At 74.5% G+C, this 13,597-nt stretch carries 20 protein-coding genes and 3 tRNA genes; 9 read left to right on the plus strand and 14 right to left on the minus strand.

Annotation, left to right across the window (positions count from 1 at the left end):
• Positions 1-161: 161 nt before the first annotated feature.
• Together VM324_15065 and VM324_15070 are read right to left on the minus strand one after the other, a co-directional pair.
• Entirely contained in the window at positions 162-953 is a 792-nt protein-coding gene (locus VM324_15065) for a fructosamine kinase family protein (protein ID HVM00611.1), read from the minus strand.
• A complete protein-coding gene (locus VM324_15070; GenBank protein HVM00612.1) occupies positions 950-1,438 on the minus strand; it encodes a low molecular weight protein-tyrosine-phosphatase in 489 nt (162 codons plus the stop codon). Before VM324_15070 ends, VM324_15065 begins: the two co-directional genes overlap by 4 nt.
• Before the next feature lie 168 nt (positions 1,439-1,606).
• Between VM324_15070 and VM324_15075 the strand changes: the two genes are divergently transcribed.
• On the plus strand, positions 1,607-2,479 hold the full coding sequence (locus tag VM324_15075; GenBank protein HVM00613.1) for an LD-carboxypeptidase: 873 nt from the start codon (positions 1,607-1,609) through the stop codon (positions 2,477-2,479).
• A 21-nt stretch (positions 2,480-2,500) separates the two neighbouring features.
• Here the strand turns inward: VM324_15075 and VM324_15080 are convergent, their stop codons facing one another.
• Complete coding sequence (locus VM324_15080; protein ID HVM00614.1) at positions 2,501-3,412, minus strand: hypothetical protein; 912 nt, start codon at positions 3,410-3,412, stop codon at positions 2,501-2,503.
• Positions 3,413-3,835: 423 nt separating this feature from the next.
• Between VM324_15080 and VM324_15085 the strand changes: the two genes are divergently transcribed.
• On the plus strand, positions 3,836-4,198 hold the full coding sequence (locus VM324_15085) for a DsrE family protein (protein ID HVM00615.1): 363 nt from the start codon (positions 3,836-3,838) through the stop codon (positions 4,196-4,198).
• A gap of 4 nt (positions 4,199-4,202) precedes the next feature.
• Here the strand turns inward: VM324_15085 and VM324_15090 are convergent, their stop codons facing one another.
• The 8 genes from VM324_15090 to VM324_15125 form a co-directional block, all read right to left on the minus strand.
• A complete protein-coding gene (locus tag VM324_15090) occupies positions 4,203-4,634 on the minus strand; it encodes a thioredoxin family protein (GenBank protein HVM00616.1) in 432 nt (143 codons plus the stop codon).
• Between the two features lie 28 nt (positions 4,635-4,662).
• Positions 4,663-5,121: a DUF4395 domain-containing protein gene (locus VM324_15095; GenBank protein HVM00617.1), complete on the minus strand. Its 459-nt coding sequence runs from the start codon at positions 5,119-5,121 to the stop codon at positions 4,663-4,665.
• Positions 5,122-5,138: 17 nt separating this feature from the next.
• Positions 5,139-5,516 carry a DsrE family protein gene (locus VM324_15100; protein ID HVM00618.1) on the minus strand — a complete coding sequence of 126 codons (378 nt, stop codon included), beginning with the start codon at positions 5,514-5,516 and terminating at the stop codon, positions 5,139-5,141.
• Positions 5,517-5,547: 31 nt separating this feature from the next.
• Entirely contained in the window at positions 5,548-5,901 is a 354-nt protein-coding gene (locus VM324_15105; protein ID HVM00619.1) for a DsrE family protein, read from the minus strand.
• A gap of 34 nt (positions 5,902-5,935) precedes the next feature.
• The gene (locus VM324_15110; GenBank protein HVM00620.1) at positions 5,936-6,247 is read right to left on the minus strand and encodes a DsrE family protein; all 312 of its coding nucleotides are present in this window, start codon (positions 6,245-6,247) and stop codon (positions 5,936-5,938) included.
• Positions 6,248-7,285: a helix-turn-helix domain-containing protein gene (locus VM324_15115; protein HVM00621.1), complete on the minus strand. Its 1,038-nt coding sequence runs from the start codon at positions 7,283-7,285 to the stop codon at positions 6,248-6,250.
• Between the two features lie 156 nt (positions 7,286-7,441).
• The gene (locus VM324_15120) at positions 7,442-8,230 is read right to left on the minus strand and encodes a hypothetical protein (GenBank protein HVM00622.1); all 789 of its coding nucleotides are present in this window, start codon (positions 8,228-8,230) and stop codon (positions 7,442-7,444) included.
• A gap of 9 nt (positions 8,231-8,239) precedes the next feature.
• Positions 8,240-8,578: a MoaD/ThiS family protein gene (locus VM324_15125; protein ID HVM00623.1), complete on the minus strand. Its 339-nt coding sequence runs from the start codon at positions 8,576-8,578 to the stop codon at positions 8,240-8,242.
• Between the two features lie 153 nt (positions 8,579-8,731).
• Here VM324_15125 and VM324_15130 point away from each other — a divergent pair, with 153 nt between their 5' ends.
• Positions 8,732-9,442 carry a winged-helix domain-containing protein gene (locus VM324_15130; GenBank protein HVM00624.1) on the plus strand — a complete coding sequence of 237 codons (711 nt, stop codon included), beginning with the start codon at positions 8,732-8,734 and terminating at the stop codon, positions 9,440-9,442.
• A 17-nt stretch (positions 9,443-9,459) separates the two neighbouring features.
• Here VM324_15130 and mshD read toward each other — a convergent pair whose 3' ends face one another.
• Positions 9,460-10,434, minus strand: a complete 975-nt coding sequence (mshD, locus tag VM324_15135; protein ID HVM00625.1) for a mycothiol synthase — start codon at positions 10,432-10,434, stop codon at positions 9,460-9,462.
• Between the two features lie 23 nt (positions 10,435-10,457).
• Here mshD and VM324_15140 point away from each other — a divergent pair, with 23 nt between their 5' ends.
• From VM324_15140 to VM324_15155, 4 genes are all read left to right on the plus strand, one after another.
• Positions 10,458-10,871, plus strand: a complete 414-nt coding sequence (locus VM324_15140) for a Fur family transcriptional regulator (GenBank protein HVM00626.1) — start codon at positions 10,458-10,460, stop codon at positions 10,869-10,871.
• Between the two features lie 87 nt (positions 10,872-10,958).
• Positions 10,959-11,030, plus strand: a tRNA-Lys gene (locus tag VM324_15145).
• Positions 11,031-11,063: 33 nt separating this feature from the next.
• Positions 11,064-11,138 (plus strand) — tRNA-Asp (locus VM324_15150).
• An 18-nt stretch (positions 11,139-11,156) separates the two neighbouring features.
• A tRNA-Phe gene (locus tag VM324_15155) sits at positions 11,157-11,229 on the plus strand.
• 539 nt (positions 11,230-11,768) lie between these two features.
• Here the strand turns inward: VM324_15155 and VM324_15160 are convergent.
• Together VM324_15160 and VM324_15165 are read right to left on the minus strand one after the other, a co-directional pair.
• Positions 11,769-12,179, minus strand: a complete 411-nt coding sequence (locus tag VM324_15160) for a putative toxin-antitoxin system toxin component, PIN family (protein ID HVM00627.1) — start codon at positions 12,177-12,179, stop codon at positions 11,769-11,771.
• Between the two features lie 3 nt (positions 12,180-12,182).
• Entirely contained in the window at positions 12,183-12,434 is a 252-nt protein-coding gene (locus tag VM324_15165) for a hypothetical protein (protein HVM00628.1), read from the minus strand.
• A gap of 293 nt (positions 12,435-12,727) precedes the next feature.
• Here VM324_15165 and VM324_15170 point away from each other — a divergent pair, with 293 nt between their 5' ends.
• Entirely contained in the window at positions 12,728-12,871 is a 144-nt protein-coding gene (locus VM324_15170) for a hypothetical protein (GenBank protein HVM00629.1), read from the plus strand.
• A 323-nt stretch (positions 12,872-13,194) separates the two neighbouring features.
• On the plus strand, positions 13,195-13,461 hold the full coding sequence (locus VM324_15175) for a hypothetical protein (GenBank protein ID HVM00630.1): 267 nt from the start codon (positions 13,195-13,197) through the stop codon (positions 13,459-13,461).
• Positions 13,462-13,597: the final 136 nt, after the last annotated feature.

Below are 13,597 nucleotides of genomic sequence, written 5' to 3' on the forward strand. Positions count from 1 at the left end.
GCGCCCCACATCAGGCATGGGCCGGTGCCCGACCCCGGCGAGCCCCGGCCCATGCCTGATGTGGGGCGCTACCGCTTCGCTGCCTGAGCGCCGGTCTGGGGCGCTACCGCTTCGCTGCCTGAGCGCCGGTCTGGGGCGCTACCGCTTCGCTGCCTGAGCGCCTACCACCCGAGGGCGTCGAGACGGCTGGTGACGCCCCCGACGTAGCCGGCGCCGAAGTGCTCGACGTGCACGAGCAGGTGGTAGAGCTGCAGGGCGGGACGGCGAGCCTGCCAGCCCGGCTCGAGGGGCCACGCGGCGATGTAGGCGTCGACGAGGGCCGCGGGGAAACCGCCGAAGCAGTCCATGAACGCGAGCTCGTACTCGCGGTCGGCGTAGCACACCGCGGGGTCGACGAGCCAGCGCCCGTCGACGACGTTGCCGCTCCACAGATCGCCGTGCACGAGGCTCGGCTCGGGGTCGTGGTCGAGCAGCGCCTGCAGCGGCCCCTCGCAGGCGCGCTCGAGTCGCCGGCGCACGTCGACGGGCAGCGCCGACGCGCCGAGCCACGGGCGGATTCGGTGGTTGACGTAGAAGTCCGGCCAGTCCGGGCAGGGGTCGTTGCGCTGCGGCAGCCAGCCGATGAGGTTGTCGCGGTGCCAGCCGAACGCTGTCCCCGTTGACCGGTGCATCCGCGCGAGCGCCGCGCCCAGGCCGGGCCAGTCGGGCGGGCCCCCGACGGCGGCCAGGACGAGGACGTCGTCCTCGGCCGCGAGCACCTCGGGCACCGGCGCGCCGGCCTCCGCGAGCGCCGCGAGGCCGTCGGCCTCCACCTCGACGGGGTAGGGAGCACGCTTCACGACGACCTCCCGGCCGTCGGACAGCCGGGCGCGCCACACCTCGCAGATCATCCCGCCGCCGAGGGGCCGCCCTCCGCCGGCCACGAGGCCCCCCGGCAGGCTCGGCACGCTCATGAGCGGGGCCGGGACTCCTGCTCCTCCTCCAGTGACTGGAGGTGGGCGACGACGCCGCGGGCGCCGGCGCGCACGATCTCGACCACGCGCGGGAAACCCTCGTCGCCGCCGTAGTAGGGGTCGGGCACGTCCTCGCCGTCGGCGTCGGGATCGAACGACCGGAAAAGGGCGACCTTCGCCTTGCTCTCCTCATCCGGCGCGAGGGCGCACACGTCGGCGTAGTTCGCGCGGTCCATGACGAGCACGAGGTCGAAGCGGTCGAAGTCCTCGGCCGCGATCTGGCGGGCCGTGCCGCTCAGGGTCAGGCCGACGGCGGCGGCTGCTGCCCGCATCCGCTCGTCAGGGGGATCACCGACGTGCCAGTCCCCCGTTCCCGCGGAGTCGATCTCGAGGTCGAGCCTGGCCTGCTCCGCCGCCTCGTGCAGCGCCGCTTCGGCAGTCGGCGAGCGGCAGATGTTGCCGAGGCACACGAGAAGGACGCGCATGCCGACAGGCTATAGGCTCCCGCCGATGACCCTTACCGAAGGCGCTGCCGCTCCCCTGTTCACGCTCCTCGACCAGCACGGCGACAAGTGGTCGCGGGCGCTGGGGGTCGCGCGGTCGCTGTAGCGCTGCGCCCCCGCACGCTCGAACCGGGCGACACGGTCGCCGTCGTGGCGCCGGCGTCGCCCGTACGGTTCCCCGACCGCCTCGAGGCGGGTATGGCGCTGCTCGCCGAGTGGGGTCTGCGGACCCGGGTCATGCCGCACGTCCACCACGAGGACGGGTTCCTCGCCGGCAGCGACGAGGACCGTCTCGCCGACCTGCACGCCGCCTTCGCCGACCCGGAGATCCGCGCGGTGTGGTGCGCCCGCGGCGGCTACGGCTGCTCCCGGCTCACCGATCGCCTCGACGGCGGGCTGCTGCGCGCCGACCCGAAGCCACTCGTCGGCTTCAGCGACGTCACGGCGCTGCACCTCGCCTTGCACCGGCACGGCGTCGTGAGCTTCCACGGCCCCACCGGCGAGTGGAACGAGCGGCGCACCGGCGGCGCCTCCGCCGCGTCGCTGCGCCGGGCCCTCACCGATGCCCGCCCGCTCGGGGCGCTGCCGACCGGGCCGCTGGAGCGGCTCGTGCCCGGGCGGGCGGCCGGTCCGCTCGTCGGCGGCAACCTGTCGCTCCTCGCCGCCGCCGTCGGCACCCCCGACCAGCCGGACACCCGCGGGTGCCTCGTGCTGCTCGAGGACGTCGGCGAGCGGCCCTACCGCATCGACCGGATGCTCCGCCAGCTGCTGCGCGCCGGCCTCGTCGAAGGCGCGGCCGGCCTCGTATTCGGGGCGTTCTCCCGCTGCGAGGAGCCCCGCGGTCCCTGCGCCACCGTGGACGAGGTGCTCGCCGCCTTCGCCGCCGAGCTCGGTCTGCCCACGGTCGGCGGGGCACCGATCGGCCACGGCCCGGGCCAGCTCACCGTGCCCCTGGGCGTGGCCGCCGAGCTCGACGCCGACCGCGGCACCCTCACGGTCATCGAGCCCGCGACGTCCCCCTGAGCGGATCGGGGCAGGGCGCCGTCAGGCGCCGGGGATCGGCATGCCCTCGCCGACCCGGCGGAGGACCCGGCCGGTCACGCCGTCGGCGGTCACCCACTCGGGCACCCGGCCGTCGCGGTCGACCGGCAGGAGCGCGAGGGCCACCGCGCCGTCGTCCGTGGGGGCCGTGCTCGTCACGGTGCCCGGTTTGGCCCCGCCCTCGGCGGCCAGCGACGCGCCCTCGCTGACGGGGCCGTCGAAGGCCACAACCGCGAGCGTGCGCCGGGGCCGGCCGAGGTTGTAGATCTTCGCGATCGACTCCTGGCCCGGGTAGCAGCCCTTCTTCAGGTGCACGTGGGTGGGCAGCAGGCCGAGCTCCTGGGCGCGGCGTCCGGTGGAGATCTCCGTGCGCCACCCTGGCACGCCGTGGCGGATCCGCCACGCCTCCCACTCAGCCATGGTCGCGTCGGGCAGACCGAGCCCGGCGACGCGCTCACCCACCCACTCGGGAGTGCCGAGCAGGTCCACCCCGCCGGAGCGGTCCCGCACCACGAGACCGTCGCCGTGCGGCACGGCCGTCATCGGCTCGTCACGGGCGGCGGACAGGGCGACGGGCTTCGGGCCGCGCACGCTGGCGAGGGCGAACTCGTCGCTCGCGTCGGCGGCCTCGACCTGGGTGAGGAACTTGAACTTCTCCAGGGCCGCGGCGAGGTCGGCGGCGACCTCAGGCGGGGTGACGAGCAGGACATGCTCGGCGTGGACGACGGCCCGGCCGGCGGCCTGCGGGTTGCCCTTCGCGTCGAGGTGGAGGAAGTCCGCGACGGTCCCGGGACGGGCGTCCTGCAGGTACTGGCTCAGCAAGGTGTGGAGATAGGTGAGGCGGTCCGGGCCGGTGACCCGGACGACCCCGGCGGGCAGTCGGACGACCGCGGTCTCGTCGAGCAGCAGCGCCATGTCCCGACCTTACCGCTTGGTAGGTCCCGGGTCGGACGGCCGGCCAGCGAAGTTTCTTCGCGGCTCGTTGCCGCGGGCGCTGGCCGATGGCATCCTTGCCGGACGACAGAAAGGAGGTGGTCCTAGCACATGATTTCTGATAGTCGCTCCGTGACCGTCGAGGTGATGAGGCGCTAGGCCTCACTCGGTCCTACCTGTGGCATCCCGACCGACACCACGTGATGCCTAGCGAATCCCAACTTCGTCGCCCGCTCGTCTCGTCCGTGGGAGCTGGTCACGCCCACCCACCCGGCCTCGCAACGCGACGCTCCGGGGACGCGACATAGACGGCGAGTGTTGGATGCCGGCCGCCCGGGCCTGGGGACCTCCCCGCCCGGGCGGCCCTCCTTTTCGCCCCCTCCCCGCAGCGGTAGGGTGAGCCCTATGGGCCGGTCGATGGTTGTGAAGGTCACCCATGCGCTCGACGATCCCGAGCGCGCGCACATCGGCTGCAACGTCGCCGCGGTGGCGCTGGCCAGCGGCGTCGACGTGCACCTGTTCCTCGCCATTGAGGGCGTCACCCTCGCGCGGGACGAGGTGGCGGGGGAGCTGGAGGTCCCCGACGCTCCGCCGATCACGGACCTGCTCGCCGCGCTCTACGCCGGCGGCACCGTCACGGTGTGCACGCCCTGCGCCACCCGCCGGGGCCTCGCCGAGGCCGACTTCCGCCCCGGTACGCGGATGGCCGGTTCGGCGCTGTTCGTGGAGCTCGCGACCGCGGAGGGCACCCAGGCCCTCGTGTACTGACGCCTCAGGCGGCGCGGCTGCTGTCGGGCACGGCACCGGCGTCGAGCAGGGCGTGGACGTCGGCGGCGGTGGGGACGCCGGCGACCCGGCCGAGGACCGTGCCGTCGACTTCCAACGCGAAGGTCGTCGGCGTGCGCAGCACCCCGTGCGCGCGGGCGAGGTCGAGGTGGTCGCCGACGTCGGCGGCCCGCACGGCCACGTCGTCACGGTCTCCGGCGACCTCCTCGAGGACGCGGCGCGCCATGGTGCACGGGGCGCACGACGGGGCGGTGAACGCCACGAGGAGGCGCCGCTCGGGCGGGGCGCCGATCGCGGCGAGCTCCTCGCCGGTGAAGCGATCGTCGACCGCGCGCACCTTCCCGTCGTGCGCCCGCCACCACAGTGCGAAGGCACCGGTGGCGGCCACGACCGTGGCCAGGACGAGCCACTCGCTCATCGCGACCTCGTTACGACCCGCCCAGCGCTCACGCCGGGCTCCCGCGGGAGGACGACCGCTCGTCGCCCGCCCGACGCGTGCCGAGCGCGCGCCGGCCGATCGCGTACACCTCGCAACCGACGCAGAGGCCGGTCGCGGCGAGCAGCCCCGACAGGGCAACCACGACGAGCACGAGCCCCCACCCGAGGGTCGTTGCGCCGGTGAGCACGGCGGCCAGCCCCGCACCGGTGAAGATCAGGCCCATGAGCTGGGAGAAGCGCGGGCCCGCCTCGGGCTCGGTCGCCGGCGGCGGCCCCCAGTCGAGGCGGCGCTTCAAAAAGCGGAAGACGTTTCCGTAGGGCGACCAGCGCAGCCCTGCGAGCGCGGCCACGGCGAACACCGCAACCTGGAACGCGAGCAGCGCCGCCGACTGCGTGAGGAACGCGGCCGCGAGGACGAGGAAGGTCAGAGCGGCGGAGAACCGGGGACCCCGGACGTCGATCTCCATGGTCGTTGCTCCTTTGCTCACCAGTCGATCACCGCGTCGGCGGTGCGCAGCGCCTCGGCGAGGTCGCCGTCGTCGCACAGCGCGACGCCGGGGACGAGGTCGTCGGGGGCGAGGCCCAGGCGGTCGAGCTCGGCCCCGGTGACGAGCACCGCGACCCCGCTCTCGATGAGGCCACGCAGGTCCTGGGCGCTGGCCGCCGGCGGCAGCCCGACCCCGGCGAGCTGGCCGGGCCGGGTCTCGCCCCCGGCCACGGCGAGCTCGACCGCCGGCCCGCGCAGCACGAGCGTGAGGTCGACGTCCTCAGCGACGGCGTACGCGTTCGCCTCGAGGGCGGGCTCGGTGGCGAGCAGCGCCCCGGCGACGCCCTGCAGCAGGCTGACCACACGACGGGCCATCCCTACGCCTCCCCCGGTGCGCCGCCGGTGCTCATGGCGCACCTCCCGCGGACAGCACGACGTCGGCCGTGCGCACGAACGCCCACAGGTCTGCGTGGTCACCGGTCACGACGCCGGGCGCCTGGCGGTCGGCGACGCCGAGGCGGCGGGCGGCGTTGCCGTCGACGACCCAGTCGAGGGTGCCGCCGTGGACGCCGCGGCGCAGCAGCGCGGCGACGGCCCGCCCGACCTCGCCCGAGCCGGCCGACAGCACCGTCGCGTCGTCGTGGGCGAACACCGTCACCCGGTGACCGCGGTTGAGGACCCGCTCGGCGAGCCTGAGGGCGGTAGCGGTGCGCTCGGTCGTGACGCCGCCGGCGAGGACGAGGGCGATGGTGCGGGGCATCAGCGGGCCACCTCCACTGACGCGCACGCGGCGGTCACAGCCACACCGCCCGGTCGGCGCCGTCGGTGACGAGGTCGGCGATCTCGTCGAGGTCGACGGTCTTGCACCCTTCGGTGACCCGCCGGGCGGCGAGTCCCCGGCGGCGCAGCGCGTCGTCGTGCACGCTCACCTCCACGCCCGCGGCGAGGGCCTCCACGACCGCGTCGGCGTCGGCGTGCCCGGGCCGTGCGAGCGCCGCAGCGCGGTCGAGCAGGACGACCGCGACGGTGTCGCCCGCGCTCGACCAGGCGCGAGCGAGTGCGAGGGCCCAGCGCGGGTCGCGGGAGACCAGGACGGTGTGGCGCATCTACGCGCCCTTCCTGATGAGCAGGCGGATGCCGGGGCGGCCGGCTGCGTCGGTGGCACGCTCCACGCCGAGCAGCTGATGACCCGCACGGTCCGCCCACCGGGCGAAGGCCGCGGGGGACCCCGGACCCTCGGCGAGCACCTCGAGGACGTCGCCGGCACGCAGGCGCGTGACGGCCCGCATCGCCCGTACCACGCCGGTCTCCCGCGGCTGGCCGCGGACGTCGACGCCGTCCACCGGCTGCACGGCGGGTCGGGCAGCCGCCTGTCCCGTCGCGCGCGCACGCCAGACGCGCCCCCGGCCGGGGACCTCCCCGGCGTCGGCGAGCGTGACGGGGACGCCGGCGCCCGCCAGCGCCCCGCAGAGCAGGCCGCGCTCGAGGGCGTCGGCGAGGTCCGGACGGGCCTCGGCGAGCAGGGAGAAGGTGCCGTGCAGCCCGGTGACGTCGACCCAGTCGCGCCCGGCCCTCGCGACCCTGGTGTCGGGGGCCAGCTGCCGCAGGGACCGCAGCGCCCTCTCGGCGACCTCCTCGAGCGTCTGCGCAGGGTCGAGCTGCTGGCGCTGGTGGTCGGCGAGCACGAGGCGGCGGGCCTCGGTTGCGGCCGCGTCGTGCGCGCGGCTGGCGAGGGAGGCCGACTGGCCCTGCTGCCCCGCCGGGGCGTCGAGAAGGCCGGCGAGCAGTCGCACGAGCAGGGAGGCGCTGGCCGAGCCGCCGGGCCCGTTCGCGCCCAGGCCCTCGGCTCCGTCCGGCACGTCGCTGTGCGCCTGGTACAGCTTGGCCGGGCGTCCACCGCCGGGGTGCTTGCGGAGACCGACGCCGACGAGCCCCGCGTCCGCGAGGGTCTCGAGATGGGTGCGGGCGACGTTGGGATGCAGGTCGAACGCGCCGGCCACGTCCCGAACGGTCAGTGGCCCGTCCACGGCCTGCAGGTGCGCGTAGATCGCCGCGCGGGTCGTCGAGCCGAGCGCCCGCGCCACGCTGACCGCCCGTCGACGGGCGGTCGGGCGCTCGGCGAGCGCACCGGACGCGGGGGCCATGGGTTCCTCCTCGGGCAGCGCACAGAGTTTGCACTGACCGGGCCAGTGTTATCCGTTCGGCTCCCACCTTCAAAGGGCAAGTGGTAGTGTAAACAGAGAAAACCGGGTTGTGGACGGGGCGCCGCCGTGGCGGGAAGGGCCCGCCGGCCCGGCGCGCTACAGCGAGGCGAGGCGGGCGAGGGCGTACGCGGCCGGCGCGGCGAGCAGGACCGGCGTGGCGGCGGCGGTCAGCAGGCCCACAGGCAGGCGCGGCGATCGTGTTACCGCCTCCGGGGTGGCCGCGTCGGCGCGGGCGTTCGCGACGGCGTCGTCGACGGCCTCGCGGAGCAGGCCCGCCGCGGCGGCGGCGAGCAGCGCAACCGCCGCGACCCCGGCGGCGCTCGACAGGTTGAACGGCGGATCGGCCGCGAGCGCGAGCCCGCCCGCGAGCAGCAGTGCGACGGCGACGGTCATGGCGCCGGCGGGGACGGCCTTGACCCGGGTGGCGGCCTCCTGGCGCACGGCGTCGACCGCGGTGGCCAGAAGCAGCACCCCGAGGATCCAGCGCCAGCCCTCGGGGAGCCCGCTGAGCAGCAGGAGGCCGCTCGCGCCGAGGCCCACCGCCAGGCCGGCGAGGGCGGTGCCGCCGAGGGCCGCCGTCACCCCGCGACGGCGGCCGAAGGCAAGGGCCATCGCGAACGCGGCGAGGACCCCCGCGGCGACGAAGTCGGGCACCGCCGTCCAGGCGTTGTCCGGCTGGAAGGCGATGGCCGCGGGCAGCCCCACGCCCGGCACCGCCGCGGCGAGCGTGATGGGTCGCGGGCCCGCGCGCGACAGCACCGCAGCGAAGTCGGCGAGCACGACCCCGGCGACGACGAGCACCACGACGGCGAAAACCAGAGCGCCCGCGGCCAGGGCGGCGAGCGTCACCGCCGCGAGCACGGCTGCCGCCGCCGTGTTCGTCATCGGCTCACCCTATACGAACCGGTTGCGGGATGGGCCGTCACGCAGCGACGAGCACACGCCGGGGGCGGACGCCGTGTCAAGCCAGCCAGACGGCTCTCGCCTCGCACCCCCGCTGAACGGCGGCAGGAGCGCAACCTCGCCGCCGTCGGGCACGTCGACCGGGGCGTCGAGCGGGGTGGGGTTGCCGTCGACGAGCACGGCGCACACGGCGAGGCGCGCGGCGAAGCGCTCGTCGTAGCGGGCGCGCAGCTCGTCGAGGACGGTTGGCAGCGGGCCGGGGCTCGCGGTCGTCTCGCTCGTGCCCGCGGCCTCGCGCAGCGCCGCGAACAGCCGCACCCGCACCGCCATCCGCTGCCGCTCCTGTCCTGTCAGGCGTGCCGGTGACACCGTACGGCATCCGGCCATCGGAGGGCCGCCCGCGTTCCGTCAGCGGCCCGGGGCGCTGCGCTAGGCTCCTCGTGCAGCCCCACGTGGACTGGAGGCCGCCGGTTGCATCTCATCGTGCTGTCCGACGCATCGGGGGCGGGCAAGGCCCTGCTGCCCGCGCTCGAGTTCCTCGACCACACCGTCGCGGCCGCGCGGCTGGCACCGGAGTCGCTCGCCGCCGCGGCGCCCGCCGACCTCGTCGTCGTCGACGCGACCGGCGACCTCGCGGCCGCGTCGCAGGTCTGCCGCGCGGCGGCGTCGGCCGAGTCTCCCCGGCCCGTCCTGCTCGTCGTCGGCGACGGGGGCCTGGCAGCGGTGAAGGCGAGCTGGGGGTTCGACGACTTCGTGTCGCCCTCGGCCCAGCCCGCCGAGGTGGAGACGCGCCTGCGGCTGGCCGCCGACCGGGCCCGGGCCGCGCACCGCCAGCACACGGCGAGGGTCGGCGACCTGCTCATCGACGAGGACACCTACATCGTCCGCCTGCGCGGACGGCCGCTGGACCTCACCTACCGCGAGTTCGAGCTCCTGCGCTACCTCGTCGCGCATCCCGGGCGGGTCTTCACCCGCGGGCAGCTGCTCCAGGAGGTGTGGGGCTACGACTACTTCGGCGGCACCCGCACCGTCGACGTCCACATCCGCCGGCTGCGCGCCAAGCTGGGCCCCGAGCACGAACAGCTCATCGGCACCGTCCGCGGCGTCGGCTACAAGCTCGACCCGCAGGGCGTCGGTGAAGGCTCGGCGCGGCGCGACCCCGAACAAGGGGACGGAGGCACGCCCGCTCCCTGAGCGGTCGTCGCCAGGACCTACGCGGGGCGGAGGAGGTCCTCCCGGGAGACGCCCGCCGGAGGGATCTTCTTCTCGTAGCAGACCTCGGTCGACACGGCGGTGAAGCCGGCGGAGCGGTAGAGGGCCACCGGGCCCGCGTGCGAGGCGTCCACGTAGAGGATCGCCTGGCGGCAGCCGCGGTCGTGGAGATGGGCCAGCCCGGCGGCGAGAAGCAGCCGCCCGAGCCCGCGGCCCTGCGCGGCGGGGTCGACGGCGAGGACGTAGACCTCCCCGACGGGCTCATGGGCGGCGACGGGCCCCGCGTCGTGGCCATGCCACTTCGTCCAGTGGAAGCCGAGCAGGTCGTCGGCCCCCCAGGCGAGGATGACGCCCTCGGCGGAGAACCACGGCTGGCGGCGGCGCTGCTCGAGCGTCGACCGGTCCCAGCCCCCCTGCTCGGGATGTCCGACGAAGGCGGCGTTGTTCACCCGCAGTAGCGCGCCGTCGTCGGCGCCCGGCCGGTAGGCGCGGAGCGTCACCCCCTCCGGCGGGCGCTCTACGGCCGGGCGGTCGGGCAGCGCGCGGGTCATCAGCAGCAGCTCGCGCTGGACCCCGAAGCCGGCCCGCGCGGCAAGCGTCGACCGCGCGTCGGCGACCCGGCGCACCCAGAGGAAGAGCGGGCCGCCGCCCGTGCGGGCGATGAGGGTCTGGGTCGCGTCGAGCAGGCGCAGGGCGAGCGCCTCACGGTCCTCGCGGTCGGGGCGCACGACCACCTCCGCGGCCGCCCGCGGTCGGGCGCCCGCGGCGTTCCAGCGCACGTGGGCGTAGCCGACGAGGTCGTCGCCTTCGTGTGCGAGCACGCCGGTCCAGTCCCGGGCACCCGCGACGAGGTGGGCGTACTTGTGCTCACCGACCGGCGCGTGGCCCTCGAGGCGGGTCACCTCGTCGATGAGGGCACGCACCTCGACGAGGAGCGGCTCGTCGAGGGTCGCCGACACCTGGATGCGCACCATCGGCCGCAGCGTACGATGCCCCAATGGACGTCGGCCATCGCCTCCGCGACGAGGGGTACCGCCTCACCCCCCAGCGCCAGCTCGTCTGGGATGTTCTCCGGCGCGCCGACCGCCACCTCACCGCCGAGGACATCCACAGCGCAGTCACCCGGGTGGTGCCCGACTTCAACCTCGCGAGCGTGTACCGCACGCTCGCGCTGCTCGCGGCGCTCGACCTCGCGAAGGAGGTCCGCCTCATCGACGGCAAGGGTCACTGGGAGGTCGCCCACCCCGACGAGGAGTTCCACCTCGTGTGCCGTTCCTGCGGCAGCGTCACCCACCACCGCGGGGGTCTCGTCGCCCAGACCCGCGAGCACCTGGCGACGAGCCACGGTTTCACCGCCGAGAACGTCGATCTCGTCGTCCGCGGCGTGTGCCGGGACTGCGGGCCCCGCTGAGGCCGCCCCCCTGGCTCGCTAGCGGGTCCCCGCGCCGGTGGGTACACTGCGCGCAGCGCGCCGCCGGGAGGTAGTCTGCTCATCCACGGGCCGTTAGCTCAACGGGTAGAGCTCCGGACTTTTAATCCGGCGGAGCGGGTTCGAGTCCTGCACGGCCTACGAGCGTCGGGGCCGCGCAGGAGCAGCACACGAGGACCTGTGGAGCAGCTAGGAGTGCTCGTCACCCTGTCAAGGTGAAGGTCGCGGGTTCAAATCCCGTCAGGTCCGCTCGACTCCCCCCGTCCTGGTCAGGTAGCTCAGTCGGTAGAGCGCTCGACTGAAAATCGAGAGGTCGGCGGTTCGACCCCGCCCCTGACCACAAAGCCACTCCCCGCAAGGGTTTCCCGCTCTCTCGCCCATAACGCGGGCTAACATCGCGCACACTGAGCGGATGTTCTAGACTGAGTGGACCTGTTCGACCCTCTGCTACGCCAGCGGTCGCGCTCGCTGCGGGCCTGCAACCGCTCCCCACGCACGATCGAGACGTACACCGACTCGGCCCGCCAGCTCGCCGCGTTCGCTGCCGCCCATGGTCGGACCGACCTCGACCGGGACCTCATCACCGACTACCTCGCCGGACCTCGCCGACCGCCGGAAGCCGACGACGGTCGCCTTCCGCTACCGCAGCCTGCAGCAGCTCACAAAGTGGCTCGTCGCCGAGGGCGAGCTGACCGCCGACCCGATGGCGGGCATGCACGTCCCGCACGTCCCCGAGCAGCCCGTACCGGTGCTGACCGACGACGACCTGCGCGCCCTACTCGCCGCCTGCAAGGGCACCGGCTTCGCCGAGCGCCGCGACACGGCGATCATCCGAAGCGCCGGGCGGGACTGCCTCCGATCCTGTGCAGGCCGTGGAGCTCAGGACCCGCCGAGGTGCCCGTCCACGAACCCTCGCGGGTTCAGGACCGCCGGTTCCGAGATCTCGGCTTCGAGCAGATCGAGATCGCCGGAAACGAGCATCTCGGCCCCCGCGGTGCGCGCCAGCGCGATCAAGTAGTCATCGCCGGGATCGCGCGTGACGGCCGGCACCTCGGTCGGATCAGCGGCGCTCTCACAGGCAGCCAGTCCGTCGAGCACCCGATCGACCTCCTCGCGATCCAGCCACTCGAACTTCGGACGAGCGGTGACCTCGCGAACCTCTTGCAACAGCTTCGGCGACACGATGACGGTGATCGTCCCGCCGAGGGCGGCCTGCAGGACACGGTCCGGAGCGCTGCCGGGGGTCAGCATGGCCGACACGATCACGTTCGGGTCGACGACGACCCGCACAGGTCAGGACGCGTGGGCACGCCGCTGGGCACGAGCAGCCTTCTGCTCAGCGACGACGATGTCCATGACCTCGCCTTCGGACAGGTCCTGCCACGGGCTCGCGGCCTGCAGACGGCCCAACGCCCGCAGGGCGAGCAACCGACGCAAAGCCCGCTCCACGAGCTCCTCGGTCGCCACGGCGTCCTCGGCCGCGGCCGCGGCCGCACGCTCGTACAGCGCTGAGTCGATCGAGACAGAACGACGGGATTGGCTCACAGCGGAAGTCTACCGGGTCGCCCTTGCACGGACTCTCACTCCCGCCCCGAGCGAGATGCGACCGTGACAACGGCGCTCTCCGCGAGTCCGACGAACAGCTCCAGCCTGGCCGCTTCGGGGTCTTCGACCGCCGGCGCCGGGGCGCGTCCATGGTAGGAGTCAGGCGCACGATCGCGGTCGCATCCCGGGCATCGGCGGGAGGCCAGGGATGAGCTGTCGTCATGGCCAGAGGCGGGCGCCGTGCCGGCGTGGCACGAGGTCCACGCGACATCGAACCCGCCGTCCGGCGAGGTGTGGACGACGAGCTGATCGAGGCCTTCTCGTCCCGCCGCCGCGCGATCACCGCTGCCGTCCAGGACCTGGCCGCCGCCTATCGCGACAAGTACGGCGTGGACGCGCCGCCAGCGGTGCTATCGGCGATGGCCCAGACCGCCTGAGCCCAGACCCGCCAACGCAAGCGCGACCTGGATCCCAGCGAGGCGCTGGAGCGGTGGGAGGCCACCGCCCGCCGCCACGGACGCCAGCTCGCCCGCCTCCCCGAGCAGGTGCTCGCCCGGGCGCAACCTCGCAATCCTGCAGACCACGCCGACCCGCTGGAACGGCTCCTGGCAAGCCTCGCGGACAGCGGCCGGGCGACGTTCACCTGCCACGACCTGCTGCGCGCCGCCCTCGACGTCCTCCCACCCAGCGCGCTGCCCAAGGCAGAACTCCACGCCCAGGTGAGCGGCTGGTCGCCCGGGCAGTCAGCCACCCGGCGCTGGTGGGCGTCACGACGCCGGACGTTCTCGACGCGCCCGCCGAGCTGCAACGCCGGGACGGCACCAGCGTCTATCAACAACCCGACCGGCAGCGCTGGACCCTGGCGGCCACGCTCGACCAGGAGGCCTGGCTGCTCGCCGTCGCCGCCGAACCCACCGGGCGCACACTCGAACGCGACGTCGTGGAGAGCGCCGTCGTTGCGCACGGCCTCGGGCAGGATCAGGCAGGCGCCGTCCGCGAGCTGCTGGGCTCCGACCGCGTAAGTTGACGAGGCGTCCATGGTTGCCACCCCCGACCTGGTCGAGATCGTCGAGCAGGCACGCCGCGCCGGCGGCAAGGTCCTGCTGAAAACGAGAGGTCGGCGGTTCGACCCCGCCCCTGACCACGAGAACTCCCCGACGGGT

The sequence above is a fragment of the Egibacteraceae bacterium genome (assembly GCA_035540635.1).
In the GTDB taxonomy this organism is placed as follows: Bacteria; Actinomycetota; Nitriliruptoria; order Euzebyales; family Egibacteraceae; genus DATLGH01.

Coding starts and splice junctions, on each gene's coding strand:
- VM324_15065 (HVM00611.1), bottom strand. CDS start 953: ATGAGCGTGCCGAGCCTGCCGGGGGGCCTCGTGGCCGGCGGAGGGCGG.
- VM324_15070 (HVM00612.1), bottom strand. CDS start 1,438: ATGCGCGTCCTTCTCGTGTGCCTCGGCAACATCTGCCGCTCGCCGACT.
- VM324_15080 (HVM00614.1), bottom strand. CDS start 3,412: ATGGCGCTGCTGCTCGACGAGACCGCGGTCGTCCGACTGCCCGCCGGG.
- VM324_15085 (HVM00615.1), top strand. CDS start 3,836: ATGGGCCGGTCGATGGTTGTGAAGGTCACCCATGCGCTCGACGATCCC.
- VM324_15090 (HVM00616.1), bottom strand. CDS start 4,634: ATGAGCGAGTGGCTCGTCCTGGCCACGGTCGTGGCCGCCACCGGTGCC.
- VM324_15095 (HVM00617.1), bottom strand. CDS start 5,121: ATGGAGATCGACGTCCGGGGTCCCCGGTTCTCCGCCGCTCTGACCTTC.
- VM324_15100 (HVM00618.1), bottom strand. CDS start 5,516: ATGGCCCGTCGTGTGGTCAGCCTGCTGCAGGGCGTCGCCGGGGCGCTG.
- VM324_15105 (HVM00619.1), bottom strand. CDS start 5,901: ATGCCCCGCACCATCGCCCTCGTCCTCGCCGGCGGCGTCACGACCGAG.
- VM324_15110 (HVM00620.1), bottom strand. CDS start 6,247: ATGCGCCACACCGTCCTGGTCTCCCGCGACCCGCGCTGGGCCCTCGCA.
- VM324_15115 (HVM00621.1), bottom strand. CDS start 7,285: ATGGCCCCCGCGTCCGGTGCGCTCGCCGAGCGCCCGACCGCCCGTCGA.
- VM324_15120 (HVM00622.1), bottom strand. CDS start 8,230: ATGACGAACACGGCGGCGGCAGCCGTGCTCGCGGCGGTGACGCTCGCC.
- VM324_15125 (HVM00623.1), bottom strand. CDS start 8,578: ATGGCGGTGCGGGTGCGGCTGTTCGCGGCGCTGCGCGAGGCCGCGGGC.
- mshD (HVM00625.1), bottom strand. CDS start 10,434: ATGGTGCGCATCCAGGTGTCGGCGACCCTCGACGAGCCGCTCCTCGTC.
- VM324_15140 (HVM00626.1), top strand. CDS start 10,458: ATGGACGTCGGCCATCGCCTCCGCGACGAGGGGTACCGCCTCACCCCC.